This window comes from Paenibacillus sp. CCS19 (genome assembly GCF_033239625.1).
Taxonomy (GTDB): domain Bacteria; phylum Bacillota; class Bacilli; order Paenibacillales; family Paenibacillaceae; genus Paenibacillus_T.
The window spans coordinates 105442-121613 of the sequence record NZ_BTCK01000001.1 but is presented as its reverse complement, the minus strand read 5'-3'; the positions used below and the strand labels follow the sequence as shown (position 1 = coordinate 121613).

The 16172-nt window shown below is 47.5% G+C and carries 19 protein-coding genes and 1 riboswitch; of the genes, 1 reads left to right on the top strand and 18 read right to left on the bottom strand.

From position 1 onward, the window contains the following. Positions 1-232: 232 nt before the first annotated feature. The 12 genes from SBI19_RS00660 to SBI19_RS00605 all read right to left on the bottom strand — a co-directional run bounded on the left by SBI19_RS00660 (position 233) and on the right by SBI19_RS00605 (position 9924). Positions 233-1189, bottom strand: a complete 957-nt coding sequence (locus SBI19_RS00660; protein WP_317964269.1) for an NAD-dependent epimerase/dehydratase family protein — start codon at positions 1187-1189, stop codon at positions 233-235. A 333-nt stretch (positions 1190-1522) separates the two neighbouring features. Continuing rightward, positions 1523-2383, bottom strand: a complete 861-nt coding sequence (locus SBI19_RS00655) for an alpha/beta fold hydrolase (protein WP_317964268.1) — start codon at positions 2381-2383, stop codon at positions 1523-1525. Positions 2384-2710: 327 nt separating this feature from the next. Further along, the gene (locus SBI19_RS00650; protein ID WP_317964267.1) at positions 2711-3088 is read right to left on the bottom strand and encodes a VOC family protein; all 378 of its coding nucleotides are present in this window, start codon (positions 3086-3088) and stop codon (positions 2711-2713) included. A gap of 86 nt (positions 3089-3174) precedes the next feature. Then, positions 3175-3993: a helix-turn-helix domain-containing protein gene (locus SBI19_RS00645; protein WP_317964266.1), complete on the bottom strand. Its 819-nt coding sequence runs from the start codon at positions 3991-3993 to the stop codon at positions 3175-3177. A gap of 306 nt (positions 3994-4299) precedes the next feature. Continuing rightward, the gene (locus tag SBI19_RS00640) at positions 4300-4851 is read right to left on the bottom strand and encodes a GNAT family N-acetyltransferase (protein WP_317964265.1); all 552 of its coding nucleotides are present in this window, start codon (positions 4849-4851) and stop codon (positions 4300-4302) included. 119 nt (positions 4852-4970) lie between these two features. Next, positions 4971-5417: a GNAT family N-acetyltransferase gene (locus SBI19_RS00635; protein ID WP_317964264.1), complete on the bottom strand. Its 447-nt coding sequence runs from the start codon at positions 5415-5417 to the stop codon at positions 4971-4973. 129 nt (positions 5418-5546) lie between these two features. Further along, on the bottom strand, positions 5547-5966 hold the full coding sequence (locus SBI19_RS00630) for a MerR family transcriptional regulator (protein ID WP_317964263.1): 420 nt from the start codon (positions 5964-5966) through the stop codon (positions 5547-5549). A gap of 21 nt (positions 5967-5987) precedes the next feature. Continuing rightward, positions 5988-6722: an SDR family oxidoreductase gene (locus SBI19_RS00625; protein ID WP_317964262.1), complete on the bottom strand. Its 735-nt coding sequence runs from the start codon at positions 6720-6722 to the stop codon at positions 5988-5990. A gap of 203 nt (positions 6723-6925) precedes the next feature. Next, the gene (locus SBI19_RS00620) at positions 6926-7705 is read right to left on the bottom strand and encodes an RNA ligase family protein (RefSeq protein WP_317964261.1); all 780 of its coding nucleotides are present in this window, start codon (positions 7703-7705) and stop codon (positions 6926-6928) included. A 55-nt stretch (positions 7706-7760) separates the two neighbouring features. Then, positions 7761-8729, bottom strand: a complete 969-nt coding sequence (locus SBI19_RS00615; RefSeq protein WP_317964260.1) for a phosphoribosylaminoimidazolesuccinocarboxamide synthase — start codon at positions 8727-8729, stop codon at positions 7761-7763. An 81-nt stretch (positions 8730-8810) separates the two neighbouring features. Further along, positions 8811-8890: riboswitch (ZMP/ZTP riboswitch) on the bottom strand. Between the two features lie 135 nt (positions 8891-9025). Continuing rightward, entirely contained in the window at positions 9026-9292 is a 267-nt protein-coding gene (locus tag SBI19_RS00610; RefSeq protein WP_317964259.1) for a hypothetical protein, read from the bottom strand. Positions 9293-9585: 293 nt separating this feature from the next. Then, positions 9586-9924, bottom strand: coding sequence for a winged helix-turn-helix transcriptional regulator (locus SBI19_RS00605; RefSeq protein ID WP_483312213.1), 339 nt, complete (start codon positions 9922-9924; stop codon positions 9586-9588). A gap of 66 nt (positions 9925-9990) precedes the next feature. Between SBI19_RS00605 and SBI19_RS00600 the strand changes: the two genes are divergently transcribed. Further along, a complete protein-coding gene (locus tag SBI19_RS00600) occupies positions 9991-10659 on the top strand; it encodes an SDR family NAD(P)-dependent oxidoreductase (RefSeq protein WP_317964580.1) in 669 nt (222 codons plus the stop codon). 112 nt (positions 10660-10771) lie between these two features. Here SBI19_RS00600 and SBI19_RS00595 read toward each other — a convergent pair whose 3' ends face one another. The 6 genes from SBI19_RS00595 to SBI19_RS00570 all read right to left on the bottom strand — a co-directional run bounded on the left by SBI19_RS00595 (position 10772) and on the right by SBI19_RS00570 (position 16081). Then, positions 10772-11671: a response regulator gene (locus SBI19_RS00595; protein ID WP_317964257.1), complete on the bottom strand. Its 900-nt coding sequence runs from the start codon at positions 11669-11671 to the stop codon at positions 10772-10774. 4 nt (positions 11672-11675) lie between these two features. Further along, a complete protein-coding gene (locus tag SBI19_RS00590) occupies positions 11676-12935 on the bottom strand; it encodes a sensor histidine kinase (protein ID WP_317964256.1) in 1260 nt (419 codons plus the stop codon). Between the two features lie 70 nt (positions 12936-13005). After that, positions 13006-13656, bottom strand: a complete 651-nt coding sequence (locus tag SBI19_RS00585) for an amino acid ABC transporter permease (RefSeq protein ID WP_317964255.1) — start codon at positions 13654-13656, stop codon at positions 13006-13008. Between the two features lie 60 nt (positions 13657-13716). Then, positions 13717-14370, bottom strand: a complete 654-nt coding sequence (locus SBI19_RS00580; protein WP_317964254.1) for an amino acid ABC transporter permease — start codon at positions 14368-14370, stop codon at positions 13717-13719. A gap of 74 nt (positions 14371-14444) precedes the next feature. Continuing rightward, positions 14445-15284 carry a glutamate ABC transporter substrate-binding protein gene (locus SBI19_RS00575; RefSeq protein WP_317964253.1) on the bottom strand — a complete coding sequence of 280 codons (840 nt, stop codon included), beginning with the start codon at positions 15282-15284 and terminating at the stop codon, positions 14445-14447. A gap of 68 nt (positions 15285-15352) precedes the next feature. Continuing rightward, positions 15353-16081 carry an amino acid ABC transporter ATP-binding protein gene (locus SBI19_RS00570; protein ID WP_317964252.1) on the bottom strand — a complete coding sequence of 243 codons (729 nt, stop codon included), beginning with the start codon at positions 16079-16081 and terminating at the stop codon, positions 15353-15355. Between the last annotated feature and the right edge of the window lie 91 nt (positions 16082-16172).

Sequence of the window (16172 nt, the reverse complement as noted above, 5' to 3'; positions counted from 1 at the left end):
TTGTAGTCTCCTTGATTTGTATTTGGATCCTGTCGCTGGCCAGCATCTGGGACCCATATACATCATATCAAGGAGTCTTTTTATTTCTCAAATCTCGTATTTCTTCATAATAGGAATGCTGCCCATTACTTCAATAGAAACAGGGAGCAGGGCCGCAGCGGTCTACTCCCTGTTTGTGTTGAACTATAGTTCTCCGATAGTTGAATAATTCAGCCTTGCTCTATTTCATATTTTATTCGATCCGCCCCTTAGATGCTGAGAGTTCCTTCCATTCCTTTACGACATCCTCTATACCTAACTGTATCGTCGGGTACAAATAGGTAAAGCCGGACGCCTTAAGCTTGCTGTTCGAGAAATTTGTATGCGCTGTGGCGTATTCGGTTAACACGGGACCAAGCAGCATCCGGCATAACCAAGTTGGCACGTAACGTTTTTTATCCTGTCTATGGAGCGCCTGGGCGCTAAGCGTCGTAATGTCTGCACTTCTGATCGGCTGATCATCGACCAGTAAATATCGTTCCCCTGTCTGGCCTTGCTCTAGCAAGAACAAGAAAGCTCGGGCGCAGTCTTCTACGTGAATAGGAGAGAATATTGGATTATGCCCCTTGAGGCCGGTAACCGGTTTGTTTTGAGAGAGTGGCTCCAGGAACAACTGCGGAAACCACGACTTCGCGCCGTACACTTGTCCCGGGAAAGTTATCACGACGGGCATGCCTTTATCCACATAAGCAGAAAGCAAGTCGACGGAAGGAGCTATGTAAGGTCCCCATCCTTTCGGCTGCGAGCGGTATGATTCCGTGACCGGCTCATTGTCGCCGCTGTCGCCGAAATAGCTGGTGCCTGCCACATATACGAGCTTCTTTAGCTTCTGCGGATTGATGTTGTCGAGCAGACGGACGGTCATTTGATAGTGCCCTTTTTGATAGGCGCTCGCGACTTTCAAAGTTACTTTCTTACCCCAGGTTGGAGGGGCCGCCAAATGAATAACATAGTCCGCTTCCGAAAGCGCGCTTTGCCAATCGCCATCTGTGAGCAGATCACCAATAATAGCCCGCCCCCCTTTATCTTCAAGCTCTTTTGCTTTTTCCTTGCTTCGTGTCAAGACCATAACTTGATGACCTTGGCGAAGCGCTTCGTTTACCGTGCTGCTTCCTATGTACCCCGTCCCACCTGTGATAAAGATATTCATGAACTTCTCCCTCTCCTGTTAAATGCAGTTATAAAATACCATTTTTCATCTTTTCGTATAGCATATTTCTAATAGCTGTGCCGCTGGAGTCTCTTTTTACTTCCATTAAACGTTTGATTTAACCTAGATAGTTCTTTCTTCTACATCACTTAAAGATGCAGGTCTCGCGTTCACCTTTAACACCCTTTACGAGCTAACATTATTAAATATATTATACCACTTAATGGAACCATACTGCTCATTACTTCAATAGAAACAGGGAGCAGCGCCGCGGCGGTCTGCTCCCTGTTGTGTTGCACTATAGTGCCCGTTATCGGAATGATCTGATGACAGTTAATTGGTTAGGAAATCAAAAACCTCAGGGAGAGCCGCTTGCGTTGTTGCTGTGTGATCTAAGTTCTGGAACCGTTTCAAGCTTGCATTTGGGATAATACTCACCAAATACTCGGCATGCGAAATAGGGACGGATTGATCCGCTTCGCTATGAAAGAATCGAACGGGAACCCGAATTTCTTCGAAATTCACGTTCCATGGTTGACCGAAGCATCGGTAATCATCCAGCATTCCGTTCGGACTTTTTGTGCCTTCCTTGATCATCGGGATTAAGGCTTCTATGGCTGCGGCAGGTACTTGCTCTCGCTTTTCTTTGGGCAAATGGGCAAATATTTGTTCTATAAAAGATAGTGGATCACCATACGCTTTCTCGGCGAAAGAAATAATGACTTCTGGCGCATTCGACGCGGCTTGCAAAAGTTTTAAATTTTCCTTGTCCAGCCCTTCTAGTAACTTGGGCAAGTATACCGGTCCTAAGCCGGCCGAAATCGCGGTTTTCGTAACCCGATCGGGCAAGCGGTGACTACAGGCCAATGCAAAAGGCGCACCGCCGGAACCGGCAAATAAAGCGAAACGCTTTAATTCCAGCGCGTCAGCGAAATGGGCGATATCCTCCACAACATGATCTATGGTTCGCCCAGGATGTGGGTCCGAGAGACCATAGCCCGATCTTTCCAAAACAAACAACCGAATAGCCGGTAAAGTCCCCTCTTTAACCATCCGATCCATTCTGGATATATTAGGGCCAAAGCGTACCCCTGGCGTTCCGTTCATCAAGATCGTCGGAGTGCCGTCCGGATGCCCGTATTCCGCATACCCCAATATTCGCCCATCAGGTAATTGTATTGTGCTTTCAATCATGCCTCATACACTCCCTCTCACAACGTCTTCATTTAAAAATTTATTTTTATACCGGCTTTGGAATTCCTTTGTTGAGATTTACCGATACCTAAAACTTCAAACGGATCACTAATTATGAGCCTATAATTGTGTTAAGATACCTTCTGCAATGAAAATAGAGCAGCTGCGAATTGCAAACTGCCCCATGATTGGTGGAACTATAGTTACCTGTTAGTTTTGTACATTTTTTAACCACTAATCAGCTTGAAAGATGCGTTAGTATGAACAGATTGTTCCCAATTGTTAAAGATACTGTCCTTGTGTTTAATGGAGCATTCCTTCTCTTCGCTAGGCGACGAGACTGATTAAATTGTTATCGGGGTCCTTTATGATCGCATATCGCTCTCCCCACGGTGTATCTCGCGGCTCGAGGAAGCCGTCATACCCAAGCGTCGTCAACTGACGGTACACGTCCTCCAGCGCTTCGTTGCTGGAGAACTGAAAAGCGAGCTCGGTCCGGCAGCCGACAGGATCTTCCCAGCCATCAAAAACACGCTTTACCGAATCCACCATATCGAATGCAAACACAATTCCTTCTTGCTCCACGTCTACGTGATGCGCTTCGTCGGCGCCGTCTGGAATAGCCAGCCCCAGCACGCGATAAAAATCCAACGCCCTCTTCATCTCTTCTACGTAAATCGCGACTCGTTTCAACTTTACCGTCATGCTTTGTAGCTCCCTTCGCCTTGCTTGATTTTCACCCCCATTATAGTGATTGTCCCTCATTGCAAAATAGTAAAAATCGGACTTCCTCACTCTTGCTTGGTCAGCCGTTTGAGTGGTAGTCCGTAATATCGCTTAAAAACGCCTGCGAAGTGCGACTGATCGTAGTACCCGTGTTGAAGCGCCAAATCCGTCAAGCTGAAGTAGTCTCCGCTGTACAATTCCTCCAGCACACTTTGAAAGCGGACGATGCCGAGCATATCCTTCGGGCTGAGGCCAAGCTCCCGTTCAAAGGCCCTTCGCAGATGCCTCTCGCTGAAGTTCACTTTATCCGCCAAATCCGTTACGGAAAGATTACCTTTGACCTCGTATATATATTGCATGCTCTGGTATACCAAAGTGGGAGCATGCGCCTCGGTCGCAGCCAGTATTTGGCCCAATTGCTGCTCGACGACATCGATCCTGTCTGGTAACGATTGGGCAGTCAGCAGCTTTTCGACCCAATCGAGAGCATCTTGTCCCCAGAGATCCTCCAAAAACACACGATTTGCCGTTAAAGTCGATATTGGAGACTTTAGGATCGTGCAGGCCGACTCCGAATACAGCCGGATGCCCCATACCGAGCGTGCTTTTTCAAATTGCAAAACTTCAACTTGCGTCGTTAGCCCTACGACATATGCGGCCTGCCGGCTTGATGAAGCGAACAGGTCCACTATAATATCGACACAGCCATCAGGGATGACTCGATGTCCCGGATTTCCCGGTACCGGCAGGAAATCCACCGTCCAATAGGCAGCTACATGCGACGCCAGGCGACGGCTCGGCGCAAACTCCCGGAAGTTATGCGAGTGGATATGCAACTGCGGCTGCAATTGGGGAGCATGCAAGGGTCGGTAAGGATGGCTCATCTGCGCTTCTTCCTCCTATTACGTGAAAAATCCTGACAGCTTGGCGGCTGTCAAGGCTAACTTGGCTCGCCAAGGAGTCCACCTCATGAATGCATTGTAACAAATAACTGACAATCGGACATATGTCGTTTAAAATTCAATATTGCAGAGTTGAAGTTTATCTTTTCTGGAAAAGGAGCAACTAAGGCATTCAATCGATGAATGTTCTTATCATCCTACAACAACGATCAGTAATTGAGTTGCGAGATTTGGATGAGCATGAATGAAAAATGGCTACCCTATTGATGGTAGCCATTTATTCAATCCTTATTTAATCACCATTTCGTATTCGCTCTTGATCAGTCCATATACAAATTCATCAAAATGTTGCCCTTTAGTATAAATCATATTCCTCAGTCTGCCCTCTTGAACGAATCCAAGATGCTCCTGAAGTGCGATCGAACCCTCGTTAAATGCATAGACATGAGCGGTTACTTTCTGGTATCGCAACTCCTCAAAATAATAGCGTACAAGGATTTTAACTGCTTCTGAAGCATATCCTTTTCGCCAGTGCTCTCGAAAAATGCCTATGCCATACTTGAACGTTCCATGTCTTGAATCGCAACTGTGAGCATTAATGCTGCCAACGAGTTCACCATCAAGTGTTTCGATTGCGAGACTGAAGTTATCGCCGTCCGGACCTTTGGACGCTTGATTTCTAGCCCAATGCTGCGTCCCTTCTTCAGACCTTGGAAAATGGATTACATCGCAAAGTCTTGAGCTTTCCGAATCAAAATCGTTGTTATGGAACCTATCCCAATCTGTAGGCAAAATCGCACGTAACCTTACTCTGTTACCGGACCAAATATTGTTATTCATATGGACCCTCCTAATGAAATTGATTCGCTCCTAATCCCTCCTAAGAAAGATGGTGGAGATCTTGTGCGAGGATCTACATTTCTAATTGTGACTACATTGTTCTCATTCCTTTCAACTTTCTAGATTCTCACAAAATGAGTATCATTCTCTGAATCAGCCTTAACCGAAAATCCTATAGATTGATAAAACAAATCTGCATTAGGATTATCTGTCTTTAAAACAAGCATCTGATAATGAATTCTAGCCTCTGCAATTACCGAATCCATCAGCAAGCGTCCTATCCCAAATCGTCGAGCACTTGGTAGGACATAGAGACGACGAACACGACCAACTGCTTTAATACCTGCGTAAGGGTCTTGGTTTAACCCGCATACCCCTACAATATCGCCTTCTTTAATAGCGATGAAGAGGGCTTCCCCGTCCCCGTCAAATGTATTGGTTCCCGCTTCATAGTCTGCCACTAAACGTTTGATGTGACGAAACCCTTCGCTCGAGCTTTCTTCAACGAGCCGCTTTAACTTAGAGGTTTCTAGATGATTAACTTTTATGATGATAAAATCATTCATTTAACTACCCCTTTAATTTAACCCTTTCCGTATGGGCAGCACAGCAGCCGCGCCATTCTACCCTATTAATTTCAACCTATCGAAATACTTGTTTATTTCCTGAAGGTTCTTTCATATTCCTCCAGGCTCTCATTCGGCAAATGGGGATATCCATTTTTCATTTAAATCCGGACTTACAAGGACCTCTTTAAATTTGTCGATTTTATAATCAATAAGCCTTTGCGTCTCCAGTAATCTGTCAATCTCGTTCTGAATTCTATTCTTGTGTTCGATTAGAATGGAGACTCTCTGATGAAGCGAGGCTTCACCCATTTCGTAAAGCTTACGGAAACGCTTCATTTCTTCCAGTGTCATTCCGGTTGCTTTGAGTCTCGTTAAAAAGATCATGCCATCCAATTGATGTTTACTGTACGTTCTGTGCCCGCTTGCTTTGCGGTCGGCATACGGAAGTAAGCCGATTTTCTCATAATAGCGGATCGTATCTTCTGACAACCCCGTGAATTCAGCAGCCTGTTTGATTGAGCTTGCGGTTTCGGGAACCTCGATCACTTTGCCGCACCTCCTGACGTATTACCACGGTATCGCTCCGTTCTCATCAAAGAAACCGCCGCTGGGACCATCGTCCGGAAGGGTGGCGAGTTTCACGACAATGGAAGCGCCCTGTTCAACGGTACGATAACCCTTATGTCCATTCAAATCCGTAGCGGTATACCCTGGATCAGCTGAATTTATCTTGATCGGCGTATCTTTTAATTCTTTGGCAAACAAGACCGTTAGTGCATTGACAGCCGTTTTCGAACTCATGTAGGCGATCAGATTTATTCCGTATTTCTCGGCATCCGATTCCGGGGTATTATACTCGGTCAAGGAAGCCAAGCCGCTTGAAAGGTTTACAATTCTGCCAGCAGGCGATTTTTTAATCAAAGGGAGCATTGTCTTAGTGACTGAAAAACTGCCGAAAACATTGGTCTCATAAGTGTCCCTCAGAACAGTTAAGTCATGTTGACTCGGAGGAAGACCACTTTCCAAGCACACGCCAGCGTTATTAATCAGAACATCAAGCGCCCCATACTGATCATCAATTTGTTTGACTGCGGATTGTATGGTGTCCAAATCTGTTATGTCCAGGGTAATTGCCTTTGCATTGATGTTCTCCGCCGTCAGGGTAGCCGTCGCTTCCTGTCCTCTTGCTTCATCCCTTGAACCGAGCAATATTGTGAATCCTAGTTTGCCCAGTTGCTTGGCAGTCTCAAGACCAATACCTTTGTTTCCGCCAGTGATCAGAACTACTTTTGATGCGCTCATGATTACGCCCCCAATAAGTGATATTGACTTGACAACGATCACTATACAAATTGGAGTACACTCCAAGTCAAGAGCAACATTCAACATTCGAATGTCTTGTTCTTGGACTATCGGGGGCGATATTGGGTATGAACGTTTAACTGATTAACCCCATTCTCATTTCAAGCTAATATGCCTAATACTAGCTTGTCTGACGCTTCCATTTATTTTCTGAAAGTCCTTTCATAATCCTCAAAACGAATCTTTCTAATTTGCTTCCTATCAGATGATCGAACAATTATACCTTCGGATCGACCATTCGTATCAATGCCAACCTTTGTCTGTTCGAAGTTTTTAAGGTATTTAAAGGTATCCTCAATAGTCATTGGAAAACTCGCTCCATCAATCTCTGCTAATAGCGGGGCGCATCGAAGATCGTTTGCCTGAATAAATTTAGCTTTCTCATGTTCGTTGTAAAAAGGTTGATTGCCATGCTCGCGCCAAGAGGCGATCTTCTCTTCAGGTAAAGCTAGAAGCTTTTCCAGTTCATTCTCCGTCAAAGAGAATACGTCAAACACCCTGTACGATTGAATTTTGCTATCCGTGTAATTCTTTGCAGATTTGGTCTTACCGCCATAAGACTCTTGATAAACGACTGTTAATGCCCAATCTCCCTGGGGGAAATGATCTTCAACATACTTGTCTGCTATTGGTTTAAGGAATTCTGCTATATTGCCATATGGATTACCAACACGATCTCCCTTGGCATAGAGCAATTCTTCTCTGGAGCCAATCAAATAATCAATCTCATTAAGATCATTTCTAAAGAAGATCATCCTTGAATTCTCGCCATCCACTTTCTCATAAATATAGATTGTATCAGCGTCAGTTAACAATCCTCTCTCCTCAACTACATCTTCGATTAGTTTGCCTCGCTCACCCAACTTGTGGTAGGTAAGAATACTAGGATACTTCGTAATCGAGTTGATTTTTTTAAGATCCATTCCTGATCCTCCTCTACATTAAACTACCGTTCTCCGTTAGTCTGATAAAAGCCTCTTAGTTAAGATGAGCATCTAAATTCTTTATAAGTCGATCTTTTATAGAATGCGTACCGTCGACCGAAAATTCCTTGCCGGTGATCATTTCGAAGAGACGGATATAGCGATGCGACAGTTCGATGATAAGGTCATCCGGTGCGGCAGGCAGGATCTCATCTTTATAAGGGTCGCAATGCTCCCTGAACCAAAGCCGCAGGAATTCTTTGTCGATATTCTCCGGTTCCTTGCCTTCGGCTAACCTCGATTCATAGGTCTCTTTGATCCAGTAGCGGGAAGAATCGGGTGTATGTATCTCGTCGATGAGAAGAATTTCGCCTTTGTCATCAATTCCGAATTCATATTTGGTATCTACCAGAATTAATCCGTTCCTTGCTGCAATCTCTGTGCCCCTGGCAAAAAGCGAGAATGCGATTTTCCGCAAATACTCCAAGGTCTCTTTGTCGATTAAGCCTTCGTCAACGATTTGGGCAGCCGAAACCGATTCGTCATGTGCTGCTGATTTCTTTGATGGCGTCAGGATCGGTTCTTCGAACTTTTGATTTCTCTTCATTCCATCGGGTAGAATATTGCCGCATATGTCACGGATACCTTGTGAGTATTGGACCCATGCCGAGGTGTCTGTCGAACCCGTAAGATAGGCGCGCACTACAAATTCAACCGGAAACACCTTGCATTTTTTTCCTATTGTAACATTCGGGTCCGGGATACTAATAACGTGGTTACTTACTATATCGGAGGTATTTTCAAACCAAAAAGCGCTAAGCTTATTTAATACTTGGCCTTTAAACGGAATGTTGGCAAGAATCCTGTCAAATGCGCTTTGGCGGTCTGTGGTGATAAGGATTAGAGAGTCACCTAGATCATAGGTGTCGCGAACTTTATCTCTCCTGAACCCGGGTACATTCAGAAATGAGGTGTCTTCGAGACAGCTCTTAAGGTTCTTTTGAATCGTTTCTTTGGTTATCATGGAAGCCTCCTTGATCAATAATGAATTTGAGTCTTTGAGCTTCGATAACTAAAATAAAAAAAGCATCTGATCTAAGATCAAATACTTTGCCCAGGCGTACGGCTTATGAAATATGTGCTCCCCCGTAGTTACCCTACGTTACGCCAGTCACACATATTTTTAATACAAATCCATAGTACCAGACAATTCCATTAAAACCAATACAGTTTTTGTATATATTTAACATCGTGCTTATGTTACCAGGCGGCTCGCCCGTATATGCTACTTCTGTCGTTAAATTATCGTTTACAGTTAGCTTAAGATTTCGCCTGAACTGTTTTTTCAAATAATTTTCGATAATGAACTAATCCGAAGTCTCTTTCGAGTTCATTTATATTGCTCCAAAAGCTTTCTTCATTAAACCCTACAAAGTCCTCCATCATTGACAACGCAAGATTGTGAAAAGCATGAGCAATTCGAAATACACGATTGCAGTTATACATGTTGAATTCACCACTATTTTTAATATCCAGAAATGCTTGATAATTAAGGGCTAAATAAGCTTTCGTTTTGCTTTCCTTCAAAATCCATCACTCATTTCAATATAGATTTTCCTGTATTTATTCGACCTTCTATTCGCTCTCTGAATATCGTAAGTTCATTAGCGCAATCTGTCCGTTAGTTGAGAAAACGGCAGCCGATCGTTGACAGGCTGCCGTAATGTCTGGATTGAGCTATAGTATCCGTTTAGCGCAATAACCTAACTCTTCTTTATTGACGAGAAAAGAACTGTTTGTGGCTGCATTGGGACAGTAGCCCCGGTCCCTTTGGCTGATAGTCAAGCGGGAGGGGGTTCCCTTTTGGCGGGAATGCGAGGTCAAACTTCCGAGGAATGAGGTCTTCGTTCATTGTAAAGCTCTCCCCATTCTTTCATCAACAATATAATCGGGTTCAAGGTTTTTCCGAATTCGGTAAGCGAGTATTCTACCTTTGGTGGTACCTGATTGTACGTTTTGCGGGCTATGATTCCTTCACGTTCGAGTTCCCGCAGTTGCAAGGTAAGAATATGATGAGTGACCTGAGGGTAAATTTTGCGAAGCTCGCCGAACCGCTTCGTTCCGCTCATTAAATGATAAAGAATCACTCCCTTCCACTTTCCACCAATAACGTCAAACGTCGTTTCGACTGGACACTTTTTTTCAGAAGCATTTACCATCCCGTTACCCCTCCACATAGTATCATTTTTATTACTTAGTATTATTAATTTGCGTACTTTAAGTGTATTACTTACCTGAATGAAAAAGAGCTTCAAGAAGTTTATGACGAAATTATCTCTAAGGGAGGCAAGGCCCTCGCTGTTCAGACTGACGTTGCCGATCCTCGGCAGGTTGAAGCGCTTGTAAACAAGACTTTGGATACATTTGGAAGTCTGAATATGGCTTGGAACAACGCGGGTATTCTTGGTGCTTTCTCACCTGTACACGAGCTATCCTTTGAAGATTTCGATACTCTGATGTCGATCAATCTGCGTGGCGTGTTCGCCTGTCTAAAGTACGAGATTGCAGCAATGCTCGACCTTGGAATCCAGGGCTCGATCGTTAACACTTCTTCGTGGACGGCGCATGGGGCAATGCCGAGTACTTCAGGCTACGCCGCCTCCAAGGGAGCACTCGATGCAATGACGAGAACTGTTGCGTTGGAGGTTGGTCCTAGCAGCATTCGAGTTAACAATGTCAGTCCTGGAATGATTGCAACTCCGATGTCGCAGGAGGTTCTAAGCGACGAGGCTACGGCACGTCCCTTCGTCAAGCAAACGCCGTTACAGCGGGTGGGCCAATCCGAAGACGTGGCCGATGCTGTGGTCTGGCTTCTCTCCGATGACGCTCGTTTTGTTACTGGTCAGAGCATACTCGTAGATGGCGGTTATACTATTGGCGGATTACGTCCGTGACAGAACGAAGCAGTATTAAAGCCAAACGGCAGCCGAATGATTAATTCCCGGCTGCCATTTTGTCGATTTATATAAAGTGTAGCTGTTGTACAAGTAGTCGGCGGCTTTCATTTTATTGATTTTTCATTTTATCCAGCGTTTCCAGGTATAGGACTTGAAGAAATTTCTTGATATTGACTTTGCGCTTTTCCTGCGGGCATTTCTCGTCGATTTCTCGCATCTTGAGACGCACGTCTTCGAAGTCGAAATAGAGCGGCGCGTAATGCTCGAACTTCGGGTGGCTGTAATCCGTGAGCCCGATGCTCGCCAAGTTGGATAAAGCGGCGATGACGGTCCGTCGAACGCGCTGCTCGAGCGCCTTCCCTTCCTTCTCAATATCGCCGCCTTTCGGCTTGCTCGCCCGGGCTCCGATTTCGTATAACGCTTTAAGTGATGGAAAGCCACCGTCCTGTTGCCGTCCAATCAGCCATGACATCATCTCGATAATGTCATGTGCTCCGCTTTCTCCGATGATGCCCATGTCCAATAAGATCATCCGCATGATTTCTTTGGCATCGTGCTTCTTCCGCGTGCCCGCGGACTCCGAGCTCAGGTCGTCTAGTTTCGCGATCGACTGTTTGATTTCCTTCAGATAACGGGCCATTCGCCATTGCTCGCTTACTTTACCAAGCACGGCTTTGACTTCCACCCGGTTAATCGGCTTCTGGATATAAAATTCAATTCCCGCTTGATACGCTTTGCTGATCATTTCTTTGTTCTCGATCTGCGAGATCATGACATACTTGCCCTCGTACCCTTCCTGTTTCAGCCGCGCGATCGTTTCAATTCCGTCCTGGTCCGGCATCAATAGATCAATGAGCACGACATCGGGTTTTTCGTCCAGTACAAGCAGCTTCCCTTCTACGCCGCCCGACGCCATTCCGAGCACCTCGCCGACGCCGCCTTTCTCGATAATCGTCTGCAGCATACGCCTGCTTACCGCATCGTCGTCGACAATACAGAACGATAGCATGCGCCTACACTCCCTTCTTCAACTTAACGGTCGGAAAAGCTGCGGCAAACGTGGTTTCAGATTCCCGCCCTGGTTCAGCCAGGAGGAGTCTGCCGGTGAAAGAGCCCACGATATCGCGAACATGCGAGAGGCCGATGCCGGTCGCAGCGACGCCTTCCTGATTGAATTTGGTCGTAAACCCGGGCTCGAACACCATATCCTTATCCTGTTCGGCGATCCCCGTCCCCGTATCGCTGACGATAAACAAGGTTTCTCCTTCGCGTTCGCATACGCGAATGCGTATCGTTCCATGCCGCTCGATCGCTTCGACCGAGTTGGCCGCCAAATTGTTAAGCACGGTGATAAGCGGTACGTAATGGGCAGTGAGGTAATCGATGCCGACGTCCTTCTCGATCAGTACCTCTTTCTTCAGCATCCGACTGTATTTGCCGTTCGACTTAACCACAAGCTCCACGATCTCCGCTAAGGTCATTTCCAGGGCGCTTTCCAGGTCGACAAGCTTCATCAGTCCAGCCAGAATTCGCTGCGAATCCTTCTTCACCTCGTGAATCTGCTGGGTAATCTCGAGAACGGACCGGCTGTAGTCGTTCAGCCCTTCTTTGCTCAAAAGACCGTACAGATCGTGGCTTTTCGCGGTAATCTGTTCGATTGCATCCATCGATTTGCGCAAATAGAAGACCTCGCCATAGAGCCCGCTGCCGACATTGATCATTTGTTCGATCCGTTTTTGCTGTTCGGCGTGAACGCTTCGCATTTGGTGCACGGCAATGCTGCTGTAGATGCCCGTCGTAAAATAGCTGCGCACCACGGCGATGACCGAAATCAGCATCCACTGATTGGTTTCAAAGTACGGCAGTCCGAAAGCGACGCTGCGCATCAACAGCTCCGCCTCATTGGAGACAACGTCGATCAGCGACACGCACGCGCCGAGGATAAGCGGATTCAATTGATGCAATCTGCGTTGAATGAGGGCCATTCCGGCCCCGAAGACGATGTAATAGAGCATGGCGGAGAAGTGCGTCTTCACGCTGTCGAGAAGATAGAACGTGCCGGCCGAGGCGGCTCCGTCTAAAGATACCCGAAACAGCAGCACCGTCGCGCCTGCGGCGATTCCCGTCCGCCAATAATCCAGATGGCTCATCAACAGAAGCAGGAACAGAAAGGCGCTGCTGCCAAGACCGATGCGAAAAACCTCGCCGATGAACGGGTTGATCTTGAATTCCCCGGCAACCGCTACGACGATGGCGACGACGGATATTTGCATGCTTTCGGTTTTGGACCAATTTAGTATGGCTATAGGAATGACTCCCATCGGGATCTAAAGTCGAGGATGCTTAGCCCCACTTATTTTCCAGGCGCCTAGCCGCAAGCGACAGCGCGTAATTGACCGCAAAATACAAGACGGCCACAAGCGCGAGAATCGGAAGGGTATAATCGAAATTTTGCGCGATGACGATCTTCGAATTGTGCATCAATTCAGGCAGGGATATGACGATGGCTAGCGACGTGTCCTTGAGCAGGGAGATGAACTGGCTCACGATCGGCGGCACCATGCGCCTCAGTCCCTGCGGGAGCACGATATGCCAAACCGTCTGCGTATAAGTGAGACCCGACGAACGGGCGGCTTCCACCTGAGCTCTCGGGATTGAGCTTAGCCCGCTGCGCACGATTTCCGAGATCATCGCGGCTTCGAATACCGCCAGACCGGCGATGGCCGAGCTCATGACCCCCAGCTTGAGACCGACGTCCGGCATCGCGAAATAGGTGAAAAACAAGATCAACAGCAGCGGCAAATTGCGGATAAACTCGACGATCACTCCGAGAATGCGGGATACGACCGGAATTCTCATATAACGCAGCGTTCCGGTGATGCTTCCCAGCACGAAACTGAGCACGATCGCGACGAAAGCAACCCAGAGCGTGATGCCGAAGCCTTTCATGATAAAGATGAGATTATGGTAAGAGAAAGCACCAACGATGTCCATCCGCCGATCCTCCTAATCGTTATTAGCGAATCTTGCGTTTCACGGTGCATAACGGCATTGCTATCCGTTCTTGCCCAACCTTCGTTCGAGCTGCAGCGCCGCAAAGCTTAAAGGAAGTGTCAGAACGAGATACAGCGCCGCGACGAAGATATAGGTGTCAAAGGTCGCGTACGTCTTGCTGGCCACCTGATCGCCATAATACATCAAGTCGAATCCGGCGAAGACGCCGAGAATCGACGAGTTTTTCACGAGGTTTATGAATTGGTTGCTGAGCGGCGGAATGACGATTGTAATCGCCTGCGGAAGCACGACATGCCGCATCGTCTGCATGTACGTCAATCCCGACGCTCTAGCCGCCTCCGTCTGTCCGGACGGAATACTCATAATGCCCGCCCGAATTGCTTCGGCAACGAAGGAGGCGGTATATACCATTAGTCCGGCCGTGCCGCAGAAGAATCCGCTTAACGTCACTCCGAGCGAAGGCAACCCGTAATAAAACACAAAAACGACCAGCAGCAGCGGTATATTCCGAACGAACTCGACGTATGCAGTTCCGATCCACCGCAACGGCTTGACGGACGAAATACGGAATACGGCGATGATCGTCCCAAGAGCGAAGCTGCCGAGTAAAGCAATGACGCTCGCCCAGATCGTGTTGCCAAACCCTTTCATATAGATTCCGAAATGGTCTATAAAAATCGATATGTCCGGCATGCTGACCCCTCCCCCTATTCCCGATATGAAGAAGATGGGTGGCGCTTGGCCACCCATCCATTGTTCGTAGATCACTATTCCCCTTTGTCGATCCATTTCTTGTAAATCTTGTCGTATTCGCCGCTGTCGTGCAGCTTCTTCAATCCTTCGTTGACGCTGTTCAGAAGATCGGTTGCACCTTTCTTAATCGCAATGCCGTACGGCTCGTCGGTGAACGGCTCTCCGACAACCTCGTAGTTCGGGTCCTGGACGGCCATGCCGTACAAAATCGCGTTGTCGGTCGTCAGCGTGTAGCCCTGACCGGCTTTAAGGGCGTTAAACGCGTCCTGGTAGTTGTCGAACTCCAGGATGGTCGCGTCCGGCGCCTTCGCCTTGATGTTGTCGACCGAGGTCGAGCCTTTCACGGCCAATACTTTCGTGCCTTTCTTGATGTCATCAATACTCTTGATCGGACTTCCTTTCTTCACCAGTAGGGATTGGCCCGCCTTGAAGTACACGTCGGAGAAATCGACTTCTTTCTTGCGCTCTTCCGTAATCGTCATCGTGGCGACGATCATATCGATATCGTTGTTGTTCAACATCGGAATGCGCGTTTTGGATGTGACTTCCTTAAGCTCGATCTTGGTGTCGTCGCCGAGAATCTCCTTGGCTAGCGCCTTGGCGATGTCGACGTCGAAGCCTTCGACGTTGCCGCTTGCCGGATCCTTCAGGCCGAACAACTTCGTGTCGTACTTGACGCCGACGACGAGTTTCCCTCGGCTCTTGATGGCGCTCAGCGCCGAAACGGCTTTGGACGGTGAATCTCCGTTCGCGCCGTTGTCTTCCCCTCCTTCTTTGCTGCCGCATCCGGTCAATAATGTCGTGGCAAGAAACCCAAGTACAATGCCAAGCGTCATCCAACTTCTTTTCTTCATAGCTTATAACCCCTCTCCGTTATGGAATTACATAATTTTGGAAACATGTACCAATCGTGTGCAAACCGTTAATGACGCAACACGCGATTAAGAAACAAACGCGCCCTTTCTTCCCGGGGCTGCTCGAAGAATTCTTCCGGCGGAGAGATTTCGACAATTTGCCCTTTGTCCATAAAGACGACGCGGTTCGCCACTTCCCGCGCGAAACCCATCTCGTGCGTTACGACGACCATCGTCATCCCTTCATGCGCCAAGGTCTTCATGACGTCCAGCACTTCACCTACCATTTCCGGATCAAGTGCGGAGGTCGGCTCATCGAAGAGCATGATCTTCGGTTTCATGGCCAGCGCCCTGGCGATTGCCACGCGCTGTTGTTGTCCGCCGGACAGCTGCGAAGGAAACGCGCCAGCCTTGTCCGCGATTCCTACTTTCTCTAAATACATCCTGGCCGTATCCACCGCTTGCGGCTTCTGCACACCGAGCGCCTTCATTGGTGCTAGCGTAATATTGTCGATCACTTTCATATGGGGATAGAGATTGAAGTGCTGGAACACCATGCCGATTTCCCGCCGCAGCTTGTTGATGTCGGCTTTCTTATCGGTGACGTCGACTTCGTTGACGGTCAGACGGCCGCTCGTAATAGCCTCCAATCGGTTGATGCAGCGGAGGAGGGTACTTTTCCCCGAGCCGGAAGGCCCGACCACAACGACGACTTCACCCTGCGCGATTCGAAGATCGATGCCTTTAAGCACATGAAAATCGCCATAATGCTTCTCCACTTGCTGAAATTCAATCAACGCAATCCCCCTTTCCGTTGCCTTAAACCTCTCTGATGGACAAATGTGTTAGGTTAGATCACATACTTTGTAGACAACTATATGGAAAACC